This window comes from Nostoc sp. C110 (genome assembly GCF_043099725.1).
GTDB classification, from domain to species: domain Bacteria; phylum Cyanobacteriota; class Cyanobacteriia; order Cyanobacteriales; family Nostocaceae; genus Nostoc; species Nostoc muscorum_A.
This window is the reverse complement of the sequence record NZ_CP171147.1, coordinates 43,537-59,003: the sequence shown is the minus strand read 5'-3', so window position 1 is coordinate 59,003 and position 15,467 is coordinate 43,537. Positions and strand designations below refer to the sequence as shown.

At 43.5% G+C, this 15,467-nt stretch carries 19 protein-coding genes; 13 read left to right on the top strand and 6 right to left on the bottom strand.

Annotation, left to right across the window (positions count from 1 at the left end; genetic code table 11):
- Nucleotides 1–2 precede the first annotated feature (2 nt).
- Nucleotides 3–1,118 (bottom strand): ParM/StbA family protein, encoded by a 1,116-nt coding sequence (locus ACFFRD_RS05780; protein ID WP_392477059.1) that lies wholly within the window; start codon nucleotides 1,116–1,118, stop codon nucleotides 3–5.
- 238 nt (nucleotides 1,119–1,356) lie between these two features.
- Between ACFFRD_RS05780 and ACFFRD_RS05775 the strand changes: the two genes are divergently transcribed.
- The 5 genes from ACFFRD_RS05775 (at nucleotide 1,357) to ACFFRD_RS05755 (ending at nucleotide 7,135) form a co-directional block, all read left to right on the top strand.
- The gene (locus ACFFRD_RS05775; RefSeq protein ID WP_225893030.1) at nucleotides 1,357–1,569 is read left to right on the top strand and encodes a hypothetical protein; all 213 of its coding nucleotides are present in this window, start codon (nucleotides 1,357–1,359) and stop codon (nucleotides 1,567–1,569) included.
- A gap of 85 nt (nucleotides 1,570–1,654) precedes the next feature.
- Nucleotides 1,655–2,386: a hypothetical protein gene (locus ACFFRD_RS05770; RefSeq protein WP_392477057.1), complete on the top strand. Its 732-nt coding sequence runs from the start codon at nucleotides 1,655–1,657 to the stop codon at nucleotides 2,384–2,386.
- A 275-nt stretch (nucleotides 2,387–2,661) separates the two neighbouring features.
- Nucleotides 2,662–2,895 carry a hypothetical protein gene (locus tag ACFFRD_RS05765; RefSeq protein ID WP_392477056.1) on the top strand — a complete coding sequence of 78 codons (234 nt, stop codon included), beginning with the start codon at nucleotides 2,662–2,664 and terminating at the stop codon, nucleotides 2,893–2,895.
- Complete coding sequence (locus ACFFRD_RS05760; protein WP_392477054.1) at nucleotides 2,895–6,062, top strand: primase-like DNA-binding domain-containing protein; 3,168 nt, start codon at nucleotides 2,895–2,897, stop codon at nucleotides 6,060–6,062. The genes ACFFRD_RS05765 and ACFFRD_RS05760 overlap by 1 nt, the downstream gene beginning before the upstream one ends.
- 158 nt (nucleotides 6,063–6,220) lie before the next feature.
- Nucleotides 6,221–7,135 carry a hypothetical protein gene (locus ACFFRD_RS05755; protein ID WP_392477052.1) on the top strand — a complete coding sequence of 305 codons (915 nt, stop codon included), beginning with the start codon at nucleotides 6,221–6,223 and terminating at the stop codon, nucleotides 7,133–7,135.
- A 62-nt stretch (nucleotides 7,136–7,197) separates the two neighbouring features.
- Here ACFFRD_RS05755 and psbA read toward each other — a convergent pair whose 3' ends face one another.
- A complete protein-coding gene (psbA, locus tag ACFFRD_RS05750) occupies nucleotides 7,198–8,280 on the bottom strand; it encodes a photosystem II q(b) protein (protein WP_392477050.1) in 1,083 nt (360 codons plus the stop codon).
- 501 nt (nucleotides 8,281–8,781) lie between these two features.
- Here psbA and ACFFRD_RS05745 point away from each other — a divergent pair.
- The gene (locus ACFFRD_RS05745) at nucleotides 8,782–9,534 is read left to right on the top strand and encodes a glucose 1-dehydrogenase (protein WP_392477048.1); all 753 of its coding nucleotides are present in this window, start codon (nucleotides 8,782–8,784) and stop codon (nucleotides 9,532–9,534) included.
- A gap of 41 nt (nucleotides 9,535–9,575) precedes the next feature.
- Nucleotides 9,576–9,680 carry a TMEM175 family protein gene (locus ACFFRD_RS05740; RefSeq protein WP_392477046.1) on the top strand — a complete coding sequence of 35 codons (105 nt, stop codon included), beginning with the start codon at nucleotides 9,576–9,578 and terminating at the stop codon, nucleotides 9,678–9,680.
- A gap of 274 nt (nucleotides 9,681–9,954) precedes the next feature.
- Here ACFFRD_RS05740 and ACFFRD_RS05735 read toward each other — a convergent pair whose 3' ends face one another.
- A complete protein-coding gene (locus ACFFRD_RS05735) occupies nucleotides 9,955–10,092 on the bottom strand; it encodes a hypothetical protein (protein ID WP_392476237.1) in 138 nt (45 codons plus the stop codon).
- A gap of 87 nt (nucleotides 10,093–10,179) precedes the next feature.
- Here ACFFRD_RS05735 and ACFFRD_RS05730 point away from each other — a divergent pair, with 87 nt between their 5' ends.
- From ACFFRD_RS05730 to ACFFRD_RS05720, 3 genes are all read left to right on the top strand, one after another.
- A complete protein-coding gene (locus ACFFRD_RS05730; protein WP_392477044.1) occupies nucleotides 10,180–10,740 on the top strand; it encodes a TMEM175 family protein in 561 nt (186 codons plus the stop codon).
- A 192-nt stretch (nucleotides 10,741–10,932) separates the two neighbouring features.
- Nucleotides 10,933–11,535 (top strand): tyrosine-type recombinase/integrase, encoded by a 603-nt coding sequence (locus ACFFRD_RS05725; protein WP_392477042.1) that lies wholly within the window; start codon nucleotides 10,933–10,935, stop codon nucleotides 11,533–11,535.
- 139 nt (nucleotides 11,536–11,674) lie between these two features.
- Nucleotides 11,675–12,079: a hypothetical protein gene (locus ACFFRD_RS05720; protein WP_392477040.1), complete on the top strand. Its 405-nt coding sequence runs from the start codon at nucleotides 11,675–11,677 to the stop codon at nucleotides 12,077–12,079.
- A gap of 210 nt (nucleotides 12,080–12,289) precedes the next feature.
- Here ACFFRD_RS05720 and ACFFRD_RS05715 read toward each other — a convergent pair whose 3' ends face one another.
- Nucleotides 12,290–12,751, bottom strand: a complete 462-nt coding sequence (locus tag ACFFRD_RS05715; RefSeq protein WP_392477038.1) for a response regulator — start codon at nucleotides 12,749–12,751, stop codon at nucleotides 12,290–12,292.
- A gap of 259 nt (nucleotides 12,752–13,010) precedes the next feature.
- On the opposite strand from ACFFRD_RS05715, the gene ACFFRD_RS05710 reads away from it, so the two are divergent.
- Nucleotides 13,011–13,136, top strand: a complete 126-nt coding sequence (locus ACFFRD_RS05710) for a hypothetical protein (protein WP_392477037.1) — start codon at nucleotides 13,011–13,013, stop codon at nucleotides 13,134–13,136.
- 20 nt (nucleotides 13,137–13,156) lie between these two features.
- Here ACFFRD_RS05710 and ACFFRD_RS05705 read toward each other — a convergent pair whose 3' ends face one another.
- Both ACFFRD_RS05705 and ACFFRD_RS05700 read right to left on the bottom strand, forming a co-directional pair.
- Complete coding sequence (locus tag ACFFRD_RS05705) at nucleotides 13,157–13,474, bottom strand: DNA-binding transcriptional regulator (protein WP_094345785.1); 318 nt, start codon at nucleotides 13,472–13,474, stop codon at nucleotides 13,157–13,159.
- Nucleotides 13,446–13,841 carry a type II toxin-antitoxin system RelE/ParE family toxin gene (locus tag ACFFRD_RS05700; RefSeq protein WP_392477035.1) on the bottom strand — a complete coding sequence of 132 codons (396 nt, stop codon included), beginning with the start codon at nucleotides 13,839–13,841 and terminating at the stop codon, nucleotides 13,446–13,448. Before ACFFRD_RS05700 ends, ACFFRD_RS05705 begins: the two co-directional genes overlap by 29 nt.
- A 159-nt stretch (nucleotides 13,842–14,000) precedes the next feature.
- Here ACFFRD_RS05700 and ACFFRD_RS05695 point away from each other — a divergent pair, with 159 nt between their 5' ends.
- Entirely contained in the window at nucleotides 14,001–14,516 is a 516-nt protein-coding gene (locus tag ACFFRD_RS05695; protein WP_392477033.1) for a helix-turn-helix domain-containing protein, read from the top strand.
- 359 nt (nucleotides 14,517–14,875) lie between these two features.
- Nucleotides 14,876–15,352 carry an ester cyclase gene (locus ACFFRD_RS05690; RefSeq protein WP_392477031.1) on the top strand — a complete coding sequence of 159 codons (477 nt, stop codon included), beginning with the start codon at nucleotides 14,876–14,878 and terminating at the stop codon, nucleotides 15,350–15,352.
- Nucleotides 15,353–15,467 lie beyond the last annotated feature (115 nt).

Sequence of the window (15,467 nt, the reverse complement as noted above, 5' to 3'; positions counted from 1 at the left end):
GATCAGGCTCCAATTGATATTTGAGTTAATAGCTTCAACCCCAAGGCATTGATAAATTGGGGATTGTTCAAAATCACAAAGCCTAAACCGGCTAGGTTTTGATCCACCACTGGCAAGGAAACACCCCCACCCCAGGCGACAAGGTATTTCGCTCTATCAAGGTAATTACCAGCAGTCACAAAGTTGGCGAATTTCTCAATCCTGTTACTCCACCACTCATCTAGGCACTGGCTGTACTCGGTTTCAAACTTCTTGCCTGTGAGGTGGTTGCCTCCATAAGTGAAAGTCCCTTCTAGAATGCCCTGGTTAACGAGGCTGGGCGAGTGCTTCACATCCTTGGACAGCAAGCTCACTCGGTCGTTTCGTTTGTCTAGTGCCTCTGCAATCATCGAATGCAGTTCACCCGCTCCACCTTCAATCAAGTGACGGTCAATCACTGCGCCACTCCCGTTAAACACGGTAATCAACCAAGTCGATGAACCGATATCGAGTGCGATCGCTAATTCTGAGGGGTCAAGTACCAGGGATGCTTCACCGAATAAGCAGTGGGCAATGCTCCCAAATCCTTCGGGATAAATGCCAGTAACAACGATTTCAACTGTCTTGGTGACAATGGAACGAGTTACAGGGTGCAGATGCTCAAAGGTGTGAGTCCCTTCAACTCTGCACTTAATCTCAGTCGCCCAACGTTCTGGGTTGTGGTTGCTCAAACTAATTGAAAGCTTCATCCCATTGGGAATATTCAGAACTGCTAAGTCTGCAAGGATGCTTTCTAGTGCCAGTTCTGCTTTTTTCGCCTTATCCTCGTGCAGCAAGGTGTGGTCACTTTGAGCTAGAGCCGCACTGCCCCAGAAAAATTGAACATCTTTTAAGTCAAGCCGCGTTCCTTCTACATAACGCAACCATGCCCCATCTTTTGAGATGGTTTCGTGGTGCATGATGTTTCGGTTGCGAACAAGTGAGTATACGGCTGGCATCATGATCGAAAAATCACCGATGATTGCCTTGCCATACCCTGCACCTGAGTCTTTTCCGGCGATAAGGTCAGTTAGCCCAGATTTGGCTAACAAGTCTGCTTGAACTAGCCAGTTTTTGGCATTGGAATATATAGCTGTCATGGTTCCGATGATTGGTGAAAGTCTTGATTTTTCTGGCTTGGCATTGATTTTTAGCTAAATCTAGACAAATCCAGATATCCAGTTAGGGGCAAGCCGTAGCATCACTTTCTGGCTTCTGTTGCCTTTGTTGGGTGGCTGTTTTTGGTTTGCTTAATGCTATACTAGCATAGAATCGCATGAAAGTAGAATGCGATAACATGAAATAAGCAAAGACAATTACCACATGAGGCTAGAATCGATGAATAAAGAAACTTTCATCGACATGACTAAGAGAACAACTATTGTTTTACCGGATGCAGTTTATGAAGATTTACAAATATGGGCTGATGAAGAAGGTAGAGCCACAGCTAATCTCGTAGCGTTTCTTGTGGAACAAGCCATAAGAGCTAAATTTCCGTCCAAGTATCCTCCTGCTTACAGAAGAGTAGAGGCAAGCGATCGCCAAACATGACATTAATAGATGGCTATTAGTTCAAAAATGTAGTGTAAAGCATTACTATCAGTACAGTTCGTATAATTTCACATCATTAATTTTGATGTCTCCAATGACTACCGTGAAAGACCTACCTACCGATTTTCAACTTCCGCCGCATAACGAAGCGGCGTTAGAGTGGATTAGGGAGGCGATAGACCATGAATCGGCTCTGGCTCTAGTGACTGGTGGTGTTGCACTTGGTACAGGCAGCTTCATTAATCCCTTTGGCTGGCTTGCTTTTGCATTGGCTTACAAGCCGTTAGTACGAGTTCAAAAACTTGTGCGGCTGGAAAAAATAATAACCCTACTTTTGCAAGAGTTTAATAGTTTTGGTATACAAGTCTTTCCGGTACTGAAAATACAAGACAAGAACCCTGTAGACTTATTTATTAGGTTTCCTGGGAAAACTCACCTGTTTATCTCCATCAGATCGAAAGGAGACAGCTTGATTGTCTACAACGAAGCCAAAGAGGTTTTGCAGGTGAGAAGAAAAAAGAATCGCTTAGGAACTTGGGAACCTTGCCCTCTAGTTGAACTGGGAGATTACAAAAGCTGGCTTGACAAGAATAGAGCAATATTTGGGATGTCTTCGCGTGAAGCGCAAAAGACACCCACAGCAAGAGTTTTGGTTTTATGGCCTCCGACAAAGGCATCCCCAAATCATAATGAACATCTTTATACGGAGATAGGAAACATGAAAGTTCTAGTTCTCAAGAGAAAAGGTAGTGCATTTGTAATTCCAGAGGAGGAAGTAACCGAGTTTGTCAGAAATTGGTTAGGCAAATATGAATAGAATAAATGGCGAAAACCCCGGTTCCTGCTAGGACACGGGGCTTTCTAAGTTTATTCACTTGGAATTGGGGATTGGGTTTCGCAGCCTAATTAGTATCCCTAATAGTAATTTTATCTTACACGATAAGGTGTAAAGCCAATGTAATACTGGCTCACCAGATGTCAACAGCGTTTCAGGAATTTTAGCAAAGCGTGATTTTTGAACGTTTGTACTAGAAGATTACTGCCACGGGATAGCTCCAATTCCTCCAACACACATAATGGAGGATTTGTAAAGTGTCAAAAAAACAGCTATTTCATACTGATACTACCAGCAAGCTGCTATTCGCAACTATTGGTAACGCTTGCCCCCACTGCGGTAAACCAGACTGGTGCTACTCAATAGGAGAATTTACAGTTTGCGATCGCTTTCATCAGCCTAACTATGCACTGGCTCAACCGGAACAATCGCCAACTTATGTATTAAGCAATTGTCAAAAATTAAATAATGTTCAAGGAGGTATCGCGTAATGGTTGCACAATTCTCCAATCAGAAAGCACTCGCCTCCTTTGATATTCGCAATTTTGTAGACCAGTTAGAACCAGCCAGAGAGAAAAATAAATACATCTGCCCAGTTTGTGGCGGGAATGACTTATCTATTGTCCCAGAAACCGGGAAGTACAGATGCTTCAATAATTGTGAGTGTAAGGACATCAGAGAGGCGATCAAACCTTGGGCTGAAGTGGTGGCAGAAAGAGCAGGGACTAATTACACTCCATCTCTAAACCAAAATGCTGCCAAACCCAAGAGAATCTTGCCCAAAAGTGCGCCAATTCCAGATGGTGAATTAGGTTTGGTGATGTTGACGGATACTGTAACCGATATTCCCCAACCTCAAAAGTTAACGAGTAGACCACCAAAAGATGTTGAGGGCAGTGCCACCGAAACAATTTATCCTTACTCAGAGTCGCAATGGGTGGTTCGCTACCAGTGGCCAGATGACAATAAGGAGAAAGGTTACAGCAAGACCTTTCGGCAATGGCATAGGCGACTTGATGGCACACCCCAAATGAAAAAAGGCGATTTGCCTTGGGGAGCATATCGCATTGATGAAGCGATCGCTGCTAGTAAATCTGTGAATGGAACCCCGGCACTACTCCAGCATGAAGGCGAGGGATGCGTAGAAGTTGGTCGCTCACATGGTCTTGCTGGGATTACGTTTCAAGGCAGTGGATGGGATAAAAAGACTATCACACTCGAATATCAACGCGCAATTGAAGCAGGCATAGGATTAATCGTTTTTCTGCATGACCCCGATGACACTGGCTTGAAAAAACTCCAGACGTGTTCTGAATGTGCAGCCGAAGTAGGAATTGCATTTATTGGAATTAGCCCCAATAGTATCTGCCCCGATTTACCATATAAATCAAGTGACATCAAAGAAATTTTGGGGCAGATGGAAACACCAGAATTTATCCGTCGGTTAGAGCAGGAGATTCACGCAGCAGTAGCGCAGCGTAATCTGGAGTTGGCAGAATCCGAAACTATTGAAAAAGAAGTTACGGACTTATCTAATTCCAAAATAGATATTGATCCAGCAGACCCAGAGGCATTTTACTTGCCTGTATGCACTGCCATGAATTTACCCTACTCTAACTGCGTAACGGCGGGTACTTTTGATGGCTGGGCTTACCGAAAAATCTTTCCTCAAACTGAATGGATGGTACTGAATTCATCCTTTTACAAGTGGTCACAAGAGAATAAGCAATGGCAACACCAAGATGATAATAAAGCTTACAAGCTCCTCGCTGACGCTGGAGAATCTGCTTACAAGCTCTCTTACACAAAGACATTTGGCTGGAGAATAACCAAGCCTTACGAAACTAACGCACACAAGGAATCTGCCTTTAAATATTGCCGCAGTCGCTTAGAACCAGCAGAACCACTGCCAACCAATACTCATTTATTAGGGTTTAACAATTGTGTCGTTGATTTGCGAACTGGTGAACAAATGCCTCATCGCAAAGATTTTTACCTCACTAATATTATTCCCCACGATTACGAGGCCAACAAACCATGCCCAGAAGTTTTTCTGAAATTTCTAAATGAGAGCTTTGGGTCAGAATTGGTTGAAGTGATTCGCGCATTCACAAGTATGTTTTTAGACCCAACTGCCCCCTATGGTCGGTTTCCCCACTTAATTGGCTTATCCGGTGGGGGCAAGGGGACATTGGGAAGGTTTTGGAGTAGTTTATTTGGCGAGTCCGGCTCTAGTAGCGCCACACATTTTGCGGATATTTCTACACCTGAAGGACGGCATCAATATTTAAGTGGAAAGCGGATATTTGGATTCCCCGACGTAGGAGGTTATGCCGAAGGAGTCCGAGCTTTTTACGAATTAGTTGACAATGGGCCAATGAGCGGACGCGCTTTATTCAATCCAGTGGCTTATTCAATCCAGTGGTACATTCGGTTTTGGATTGCCTCTGTAAGTCATCTACAAATCGAAAATGCTGGCGACGGCTGGATGCGTCGAGCTTACCCAATCCCAGTAAAAAACCGAGATATAACCCCTGACCCAACCTTGTGGCTGAAGCTACAAGAGGTCAAGTCGGACATAATTTCTTGGGCTTTAGCAATGCCACGAGCAGAACGCGATCGCATTTTGTTATCGCCACCAAGTTCGGATCGGGCAAAGAATCTGGCGCTAGAGGCATCTTTGTACGGGGACTCGACCAAATCTTTTGTGGATTTGTGCTTACGCCCTTCAACGAATGCAACATTTATCCCACAAAGTCGTTTACACAGTTGGTATGTACTTTACTGCCGGGAACATGGTTATGCTCCTTTGGGGATGTCCAAATTTATTAGCCATTTAAAAACAGTCTTGCCCCACAACTTCAAGGAACGTAGCTGGACACCCACGGTCAATGGAAAGCGTGAAAGAATTCAGTCCCACTTTGCATTCATTGAACCACTGGCTGGGGTATTTGAAATGAAAGTACCGGAGGGGCCACCGGATAGCTCACAATCCAGGGCGGAATTTTGGTATTGCTTTAAAGATAAATGCCTTGAAGGGGGAATAGAGGAATTTGAGGAGTTTTTTCACCCGATAAAAACGCCAGAACCTTTACACAGCTTACCTGTCCACCCTGTCCACCCACTAAATACCCCGGAATTTGACCCTGGACAGGCTGAAACCCTTACACAGCAGGGCTGTCCACCCTGTCCAATTGTCCTCCCCCAAGAATTAGCATTGCAAAAAAAAGATGAAGAAAATTCTGAAAGTGGAGTTAATCAATTTGTCAATTTAACTGATAACCCTTCAGTCCCCCTAGACTTTGGGGACAACCTGGACAGCCTTGCTGTGACTGGGTTTGAGGCTGTCCAAGAAGTAAATCTTGCTGAAAACGGAGTGGACAGCCTGGACAGCCCTGCTGTGATTGGGTTTTCTCCTCGACAAGATGGTGAATTGATAAATACACGAGAAAGCGAATTATCTCGCCCGGAATTGAAAGTTGGGGATAAAGTTGAATTTTTCAACGACAGTGTTCGCAAGTGGCAAGTCGGAATCATTAAGAGCGTTCAATTAATGGAAACTTATTTCTGTAGCGCAACAATTGACTATCGAGGCTTTAAAGGTAAAGTCTGTCAATTAGAAATCTTCAGGAGTGATTGGATAAAATTTCTGCATTAGGGTGTTAAATCAGTTAACAGTTATTGTCACCGATGTAAAACCCGATTAGGGAATTTGGCAGCATCGACAATGCCGCCAGTCATGTAGACAGTCGATAGACAATTAAGATTGAATTAGATTGCGATTTCTCCCCTATTAACAATCAAAGAACAATAATCATGGCATCTGCTGAACTTACCTCGCTTGAGTCAACCCAAGCAGTACCGACAGTTGAAACTCCATCGGATGAAGAGCAAGTAAATGTTGATACGCCAACATCAACAGAAATTGAATCGACAGCAGCAATATTTCAAGCTGTTGGGGTAATTACTGGGTCGATCAACTTTACTACTGATGGACAAAGCACTGTTACTATCGGTAGCTATGAATACCCACTTTACTACTCGAAGCGACAATGGGATGTATTAAACGCTCTCAAGAAGGAAATAGAAAATACTGGCAACCATAATCAGCGTTTGGTTGTTTATCCAAAGGCAATTCACTTTCCACGCAGAGAGCAACCGCATCGCATCGCTTTTCAGTTAGTGGGCTTTGACAGAGGGCGAAAACTAGATGCCGTTTCAGGAGAATTAGAAGACCTGGAGTTTAAGTTATCAGGATTATGGCAGTTTATTCCTGTCTGCTCTACTCCCTGTATCTCCGTGTTCCGAAATTTCTCTGATGAAAGACTCGAATTTATTAAGCAGGCCGAACCTGCCCGAAAGGTGAAATTCATGAAGGCTAGTCATATACCCTTGCTCTGGAAGGATGCACCCGTTCGACCCTTCAGATTTAATCCCAAGGTGGCTAAAGAGGAGCAAGGACGCGCAGCCTTTGTCACAATCAAGGCCAAATTTCTGCCGGGGCGTGATGTCTTCGGTTTTGTTGCACTGACTGCGCTACCACAAGAAGCTGCACCCAGATTTCTCAAAGCGTCAAAGGAGGATAAAGCCACAGTGCAACTTGCAGCGAAAAAGGCCAAACCCAGAGTGCAGCGACCATCTAAAAAGCATAATCTTGGTAGTAGCAATCCTCCACTTAAACCAATCCTGAAAAAAAAGCCCCCTTTGGTTGAAGGAGAAGCAGACAAATAGTGACACTAAAAAGCGCCCCCAAATTGAAGAGCGCCTTTCATTTTATTTGACGTTATTGCTAATTAACCGTTGATAGCAGGAGCGGTAAGAGCAACAGGAGCAACATCACCAGCAGCCAAATCTAAGGGGAAGTTGTGAGCGTTGCGCTCGTGCATTACTTCCATACCCAGGTTAGCGCGGTTGATTACATCCGCCCAAGTTGCAATCACACGACCTTCAGAGTCAATGATTGATTGGTTGAAGTTGAAACCGTTCAAGTTGAACGCCATTGTGCTTACACCCAAGGCGGTGAACCAGATACCGATTACAGGCCATGCTGCTAAGAAGAAGTGCAGTGAACGGCTGTTGTTGAAAGAAGCGTATTGGAAGATTAGACGACCGAAGTAGCCGTGAGCTGCAACGATGTTGTAGGTTTCTTCTTCTTGACCGAATTTGTAACCGTAGTTTTGTGACTCGGTTTCAGTTGTTTCACGAACCAAAGATGAGGTTACTAGTGAACCGTGCATTGCAGAGAACAAGCTTCCGCCGAATACACCTGCTACACCTAGTTGGTGGAAGGGGTGCATCAAGATGTTGTGTTCTGCTTGGAACACGATCATGAAGTTGAATGTTCCTGAGATACCTAAAGGCATACCATCGCTAAATGATCCTTGTCCGATGGGATATACCAAGAAGACTGCGGTTGCTGCTGCGACTGGAGCAGAATATGCAATAGCAATCCAAGGACGCATACCTAAGCGGTAAGATAGTTCCCATTCACGACCTAAGTAGCAGAATACGCCAATCAGGAAGTGGAAAATTACCAATTGGTAAGGGCCGCCGTTGTACAACCACTCATCTAAGGAAGCTGCTTCCCAAATTGGGTAGAAGTGCAAGCCGATAGCGTTGGAGGAAGGAACAACTGCACCAGAGATGATGTTGTTTCCGTAGATCAAGGAACCTGCTACTGGTTCACGGATACCATCGATGTCTACTGGAGGAGCGGCGATGAAAGCGATTACGAAGCAAGCGGTGGCCGCTAGCAAGGTGGGGATCATTACTACGCCGAACCAACCGATGTAGATGCGGTTGTTGGTGCTGGTAATCCACTCACAGAATCGATCCCATACGTTGGCGCTTGAGCGCTGTTGTAAGGTTGCTGTCATGGTTTTATGATTGCGGTTAGTTATTTATGAATCAGGCAATTTCGTTTTTGCCTGTGAATACACTTTACAATGCTTTACAATTTTTCATCAACTATCTCGCTTTTGTAAAGTTGATACAATCTATTCGCTTTACTTATTTAAAGGGGAAAAGTGAGTAGACTTAGCCCAACCCAGGCGGGAGGAAAGCGCGATAGTGTACCCGCCCGTATTAAGAGCGATTGGACAACGATTAGCTAAGTGTGGACTAACCGAGATTCAGGCACAGCTTTTAGGGGTTGCCATAGTGCATTTTATCTGCGGCTAACTTAAATTAACACTCGTTCGTCTGAGCTAATAAACACAAAAAAGTAAACCAATGATGATGATTGGTTTAATGTCCCACGCAAAGAAAGGAAAATGAAGGTTTGAGGGCTTTACGCGGTCTTCTTGACATTAGTAATTCTCGGCTAAAGCTTGGCATAAGAGCGGTAAGATTGCAAAGTTGATTAAGGAGCAACAGTCATGAGTTTAATGGCAGGAAAGGTTGCGATTGTTACTGGTGCGAGTTCTGGGATTGGTCGTGCAACTGCTCTAGCTTTTGGCAAAGCAGGAGCAAAAGTAGTTGTCGTTGCCCGTCGTGAGGCTCAGGGAGAGGAAACCGTTCATTTGATCCATGAAGCAGGCAGTGAGGCAGTGTTTGTCAAAGCCGATGTCACGCAAGCAGTTGATATTGAAGCGATGGTAAAAAAAACAATCGAAACTTACGGTTGCCTCGACTATGCATTTAACAATGCTGGTTCGGGAACTTCTGGCAAAATTGCTGACTTATCTGAAGCAGATTGGGATCTTGAGATTAATGCCAATCTCAAATCAGTTTGGCTATCAATGAAGTACGAAATTCCTGCGATGCAGCAATCAGGAGGTGGAGTGATCGTCAACATCTCTTCTCAGGGGGCATTGGTTGGTGTTGCTAATTACGGAGCTTATGGGGCTGCCAAAGCAGGTGTAATTGCCCTCTCCCGTGCGGCTGCGGCTGAGTACTCTGCGGATCGAATTCGGATTAACACGATTAGTCCGGGTGCTGTGAAAACGGATCTATGGGCAGCTGCTCCCCCCGAAATGTTGGATCAAGTTGCAGCAGGTATTCCGTTACAACGGATTGGGGCACCAGAAGATATTGCCTCGGCAGTCGTTTGGCTGTGTTCCGATGGTGCTGCATTTGTAACTGGACATAACTTGGTAGTTGATGGCGGATTTACAGCCGTTCAGAAATAGCCCGATACTTTAAGAAGCATTACCTACAGAGAGTATCAGGCATGATGGAAACGCCAGATGAAAAGGAAACCGGACGCATCGAAGCATTTAGCGATGGAGTCTTTGCGATCGCGATCACGCTATTTGTGCTTTTACCCATAAATTGACCAAAAAATGAATCATAACTTGACCAAAAGTTAACGTAATTTCAGGGTTTTCAAACAATCAACATTTCATCTTGTGAATCAAATAATGACCGCAAGTTCAAAATTTGCATCATAATGCGACCAAAAGTTTAATTCTGGCATTATTCAAAAAACGAGTATTCAAACACTCCAATTTCAGTCTAAGTTTTGAACTTTTGTACTCAGATATGGTTCAAAGTGGCCATGATATGCTTCAAAAGCATATTTTTATTTATATTTGAGTTGACGCTGATATTTATATCGCAGCGATCGCTCTGTTGCCACTTATGCGATCGCCTACTACGGCTTTAACTAAGTAAAAATGATAATCATGAAGAAGAGGGTAGTTGCGCGACGCGCAAATAACCTCTTCTCTCCTTTGCACGATAATCATTACCAAATAAATTACTCATATATGAAAACTGAAGTATATGTTGTCCACCTTGTTTATGAAGCATAAAGCGGCAATAACTGCCATTTTATGTTTCAAGTCACACTATTAGTGTTGGAAATAAAAGTCCCGAACCACAGCACCGTAGAAACCTCTGGTTTAGTGTCAGCTTTACTGTCTCTCTATCCGAGTTATCTGGCGTTTCTGACAAGCTTTGCCACAATTCTTGTTATGTGGGTGAATCACCATCGGATTTTTAGCTTAGTTCGACGCACCGATCATGTCTTTCTCTATTGGAACGGACTTCTGCTGCTATTTGTTACCTTTGTGCCGTTTCCTACAGCAGTGCTGGCGGAGTACCTGCTTCATCCAGAGGCAAAAGTTGCGGCTGGCATTTATGCAGGAACGTTTTTGGCAATTGCAATTGCATTTTACGGACTATGGAGACACGCATCGCAGGGTGGAAGGTTACTGGCTCAAGGAGCAAAACAAGAAGATGTTTTGGAAATCACAAAACAGTACCGTTTTGGATCGCCATTGTATTTGACTGCTTTGGTTTTGTCATTTGTGTCGGTATGGCTTTGTGTGGGTCTTTGTATTGTACTAGCCGTGTTTTTTGCGTTTCGAGGACTCTCGTTGAAGCGTTCCTAACTCATATAAGTTCATTTTTGAGAGCCAGCAGTTGACGGTGTGCTTCTTATCGAAAAAGCAGACGTATTTATTAATTGATAACAGTTCGCAATAACTCTTGAGTGACGCGACTCTCAACGGAGTAATGGGGATCGTAGCGTAGTAGACTGTCCATAATATAACGCGTACACCGGACACTACCAGCGAGAATAAATGAGGCCGCCACCCCCAACTCGTCTACCTAACAAGCATTATAGGTCTAGAGAATACCTTACACCAAGCGAAGTGCGATCGCTGCTCGATGCCGCACTTGAGCGCAAAGCTCGTTATTCTCACCGTGATTATACACTGATGCTGATGATGTTCCGCCACGGTCTGAGGGTGGGGGAAGCTGTAGGGGCTAAGTGCGGCTTAAGGTGGGATGCCCTGATGTGGGCCGAACGTCAGATTTTCATCACCAGGGAAAAGGGCAGTGATTCAGGGGTGCATCCCTTGAGAGATGATGAATTGGTTTTGCTCAAACAACTCAGAGAGATGTTGCCCGATAGCAAATATATTTTCGTTTCTGAGCGTGGTGAGGTGATGTCCACTGATGCAGTGCGAAAGCTGCTTGGGCGACTGGCAGCACAGGCTGGGCTTGATATCAAAGTTCACTGTCACATGATGCGCCATGCCTGCGGCTACTATCTGGTGAATCAGGGTTACAACACCAGAGAAATACAAGACTTCCTGGGACACCGCGATATCAAACACACTGAAAAATATACCAAGCTGAATGCTCGACGTTTTTTGAATTTTGATTGGGGTGATTTGTAATATATCGAGAAAATTATTATCTAAAAGAACAAATAAATTCGTACAACCAAAGGTTGATTTAGTTAATCTAACTAAAGGCTAATTAAATCAAGTTTATAAATGTCTATAAATGTTAATTAAATTGTTTTGGAAAAGCTGCATGATCAGAACAACTTTGTCCGGCGATTCTGTTACTAATGACAAAACGAAGGGATCTTTTAACGTTCCTGCTAATACTGCCGAAGGCGTGCCTTTTAAAAATGAAACTAACACGGAAGTTCAAATTCATTTTGAGGCTGATGGACAGTGGCAATCAGGCCCTGCTAATCCCATCACAGGCCCTGAAGGTCTCCCAGGCGAGCTATTAGAGAACTTGCAATTTCCCGACTACACACCATTTACCCTGATAGCTAATAACAAAGACTGGAATACTGCTTATCAAGTAGGAATACAAAATGAGTTAAGTGTTCCTGCTGGTGGAACCTTATGGTTTTTAATGAACGATCAAAAGAACTTGTATTACGATAATACAGGTAGCTTAACTGTTAATTGGTCTGAAAAATAACAGTTATGTAATATAGGACATAAGAGCAATGGTTTTATGAAGCTCACCTAGAATGCGATTGCATGAAGGCACTGGACTTTGGGCAATAGCGTGACTTAACAAAACCATCGCTCTTATAGTAGTTAATTTTGAGCAGTTCGTAGAAGTTGTAGAAGTAAGAAAAAATTATTGGTTTGTGACCGTCAAACTGCCCCAAAGCCAATTTGACTATTAGTATTTGCCCAAAAACATCGGAGTTTTTTTAGACTCTATTAGTAGCAGTTTTGCAACTTCTGTTATTAACTCTGTAGCGGTTGAAGGCTTTTGAAGATAAGTTTGAAACCCAGATGCCAAAGCTTTTAAGCGCGTCTTGCCTTCAGCACAACCACTAAAAGCAATCGCTGGAATTTCTCTAGTTTTGAACTGCGGAAGTTTTCTGAGTTTCCGTATCAAAAAATACCCGTCTTCTCCTGGCATAGCAATGTCACTAATTAAAAGATCCACCCGAAACTGTTTAAGGACTTCAAATGCTGTTGAAGCATTGGATGCCGTCATCACCCGAAATCCATAGCTTTCAAGAATATAGGTAGTCAAGAGCAGAAAATCGTTTGTATCATCTACTACAAGAATTTTCATTCCTTTGAAGATATCTATATCATCTTCAAGATACGCATCACAATAACTTTCTGCCACGATAAATTGGCCTCCTTAGTTGCCAACTCAATTACGGAGGAAGTCCTACTAGTGGCTAGCGCTAACTAGCTACCTAGTGGGCACTATTAATTGTTTGTAAATTAGCAAAACAATTTATTAAATCAAGTTTCTCTACCCTGAGTCTTATTCCTTTAGACTGAGAAATTGGGTGTGAATTAAGGAAGTTAGTATTTACTTTTACAATCACCCTCATTCTTTGTACCCTCACTTGATTTTTATCAAGTCGGGAAATAGTAGTTTGACGACATCGGCAATTAGGGGGCAGGGAGGAAGCAGCACGACAAAGCGCGATGGCGTACCCGCCCTCTGTCAGCGATCGCCTTCACTAATTTTTTATGACCTTTTAGATGACAGTTGGTGGTAAATGAGGTTCTCACGTCAATTTTAATAAAGCACACTGTTTAAGCCACGATTCTTTATCAAGTGCAGTAGCTTAAGAGATGCTCCACTAGGTCGCTTTTGTCCTATTTCCCATTTTTGAACTGTTGAAGTACTTATATTCAAAATACGTGCAAAAACAGCTTGACTAACTTGAGATGATTCCCGTATTTCTTTAATTTGTAATGGTTCTAGAGGCTCAATAGGAGGTAGGCATAGGTGTTCAAATTCGCGCAATGTAGTTTGATTCATTAGCCCAGCTTTGTGTAAGTCTTCTGCTGTCTCATGAACTGCTTCAAGAATTGCTGATTTCTTCTGACGCATTACAAATCACCTCTATTAACGCATTACTATTTTTTGCTTGCTCAAGTTCTTCTGGTGTATAAGCAAGTAATTGCTTGGATAACATTTTCAGAGCTTCTTCTTCATCTTTGTCAATGTTGCTGCGTTCGTTTTTTGAAAAGCCAAAAATAAAAAACCAACGATCTTCATTATTAGTAGCTATTAGTGTCCGAAATCCACCACTCTTACCTTTCCCTGGTTTTGCTATGCGTTTTTTAAACAGTCCACCTCCCAGGTCAACATCATAAAGCCCTGCTGCCATTTCGTTTACAGCGTTACAGAGACTAAGATTGTTTAAGCCTTCCTTTCGCGCCCAACGGTCAAAAGTACGGTTTTTGTAAATTTTCATTTTCTAGTCTCTTCGGTTAAAGTATAGCACCTAGTCTTATACTTTAGGGTAAAAATAGCATAGGCACAGATGAGGAATAATGGTTGCTCTTTCTCAATCTCGCCAAAACTCGCCAATCACTGATAGGATTTTGGCGAGTTACGATATTTGGCGAGATTTATGAATAAGCAGTCAGCAGCAGATTACTTGGGTGTCAGTGTTAGGGCTTTAGAGCGCTACGTTCAACAGGGGCGAATCAGCGTCAAGTACGAGAAAGGGAAAACTCGCCCGACTGCCAACTTTGATCAAACCGAACTGGAAGCATTTAAGGAAGAACTGAACCAACCGACCGTAAAACCTGCCTTTGAAACTCGCCAAATTACGACAGAGCCAGAGCAACAGATAGGTAAATTAATGCGTCAGTCTGGCGAGATTGCGGAATTTGGCGAGATTGGGGTAATTGACAAGTTATCCTCAATCATTGAAGGCTTGCTGGGCAGAGGCGACAATCAGCCAGTAGTGCCGATTGCTGATAAGCTGCTACTGACTATTGCAGAGGCACAAGCTTTAACTGGATTGTCTAGAGAATTCCTGCGAGACGCAATTAACAAAGGTGAGTTAAAAGCCAAAGTAATTGGCAAGGGTTGGCGAGTTAAACGCAGTGACCTACAAGAGTACGTTGACAAGCTGTTTTGATTCTCGCCAAACTGCGACAGAGTAAATCTCGCCAATAGCAATTAGCATATTCCCGTATTTGAAACAGTGGCGAGATTTGACGTGATTGCATGGGAGTGCAGTCTTGAAAGTGATAGCAATCAATGACCAGATGGAGAAATAAATGGAAATTACCCGATTGTCGGCTCAATGCCAAAAAAGCTATCACGCCAGATCAATATATATAGGCAGCTATTACACGTAATGGCTCAAATGTGTAATGCTGCATAAAGCCAGGTGTTTTGAAGGTGATCGCTGAGGTAGTGTTTTCAAGTCGGCTTTCTGCCCGGTTAAGTTCTCGTAATCACCGCGTTATAATCTAGTTCAAAACGAAATTCTGTATGCTGACTGAACAAAACAAAGCCCTCGTTCTCCAGTTCTACAAAGCTTTTGACGATCGCAAAATGGAGCAAGCCTTAGAGCTTTTGGCTCCAAACTTTGTTGCTCATCTAGCGGGTATAGCAGAGCCATTGGACGAGGTAGGGTTTAAGCAGTTTGGGATGTCGTTTTATTTAGCTTTCGGTCAGGGACAACACATTTTTGATGAGGTTATTGTTTCAGGCGATAGGGTTGTAACGTATGGAAGATTCACAGCCACACATCTTGGAGAATTTCAAGGTCTTCCGCCAACAGGTAAACAAATCAATTTGTCGATCATGCACATCGATCGAGTCGAGTCGGGAAAGATCGTGGAGCATTGGGGGCAAGGCGATGCACTCGGATTGATGCAGCAGTTAGGGATTGTTTTCTTACCCGCTCCGAAGCTACTACCATATATTCTGAAAGGAGTTGTATCTAAACTGTTTAGGAAAGCCTGAAAGTAGTTGCCAGTGGCAGAACAACCCGCTTGCACCCGACTGTTGACAGATGCTTGGTTGAGTCCGAGAGGTTGCTAGCATCGGGTGAAGCGGAACGTTATACCGCTAAAATTCT

Excerpts from the sequence above, each read along its gene's own strand:
- ACFFRD_RS05780 (WP_392477059.1), bottom strand. The coding sequence starts at position 1,118 with ATGACAGCTATATATTCCAATGCCAAAAACTGGCTAGTTCAAGCAGAC.
- ACFFRD_RS05775 (WP_225893030.1), top strand. The coding sequence starts at position 1,357 with ATGAATAAAGAAACTTTCATCGACATGACTAAGAGAACAACTATTGTT.
- ACFFRD_RS05770 (WP_392477057.1), top strand. The coding sequence starts at position 1,655 with ATGTCTCCAATGACTACCGTGAAAGACCTACCTACCGATTTTCAACTT.
- ACFFRD_RS05760 (WP_392477054.1), top strand. The coding sequence starts at position 2,895 with ATGGTTGCACAATTCTCCAATCAGAAAGCACTCGCCTCCTTTGATATT.
- ACFFRD_RS05755 (WP_392477052.1), top strand. The coding sequence starts at position 6,221 with ATGGCATCTGCTGAACTTACCTCGCTTGAGTCAACCCAAGCAGTACCG.
- psbA (WP_392477050.1), bottom strand. The coding sequence starts at position 8,280 with ATGACAGCAACCTTACAACAGCGCTCAAGCGCCAACGTATGGGATCGA.
- ACFFRD_RS05745 (WP_392477048.1), top strand. The coding sequence starts at position 8,782 with ATGAGTTTAATGGCAGGAAAGGTTGCGATTGTTACTGGTGCGAGTTCT.
- ACFFRD_RS05740 (WP_392477046.1), top strand. The coding sequence starts at position 9,576 with ATGATGGAAACGCCAGATGAAAAGGAAACCGGACGCATCGAAGCATTT.
- ACFFRD_RS05735 (WP_392476237.1), bottom strand. The coding sequence starts at position 10,092 with ATGATTATCGTGCAAAGGAGAGAAGAGGTTATTTGCGCGTCGCGCAAC.
- ACFFRD_RS05730 (WP_392477044.1), top strand. The coding sequence starts at position 10,180 with ATGTTTCAAGTCACACTATTAGTGTTGGAAATAAAAGTCCCGAACCAC.
- ACFFRD_RS05725 (WP_392477042.1), top strand. The coding sequence starts at position 10,933 with ATGAGGCCGCCACCCCCAACTCGTCTACCTAACAAGCATTATAGGTCT.
- ACFFRD_RS05720 (WP_392477040.1), top strand. The coding sequence starts at position 11,675 with ATGATCAGAACAACTTTGTCCGGCGATTCTGTTACTAATGACAAAACG.
- ACFFRD_RS05705 (WP_094345785.1), bottom strand. The coding sequence starts at position 13,474 with ATGCGTCAGAAGAAATCAGCAATTCTTGAAGCAGTTCATGAGACAGCA.
- ACFFRD_RS05700 (WP_392477035.1), bottom strand. The coding sequence starts at position 13,841 with ATGAAAATTTACAAAAACCGTACTTTTGACCGTTGGGCGCGAAAGGAA.
- ACFFRD_RS05695 (WP_392477033.1), top strand. The coding sequence starts at position 14,001 with ATGAATAAGCAGTCAGCAGCAGATTACTTGGGTGTCAGTGTTAGGGCT.
- ACFFRD_RS05690 (WP_392477031.1), top strand. The coding sequence starts at position 14,876 with ATGCTGACTGAACAAAACAAAGCCCTCGTTCTCCAGTTCTACAAAGCT.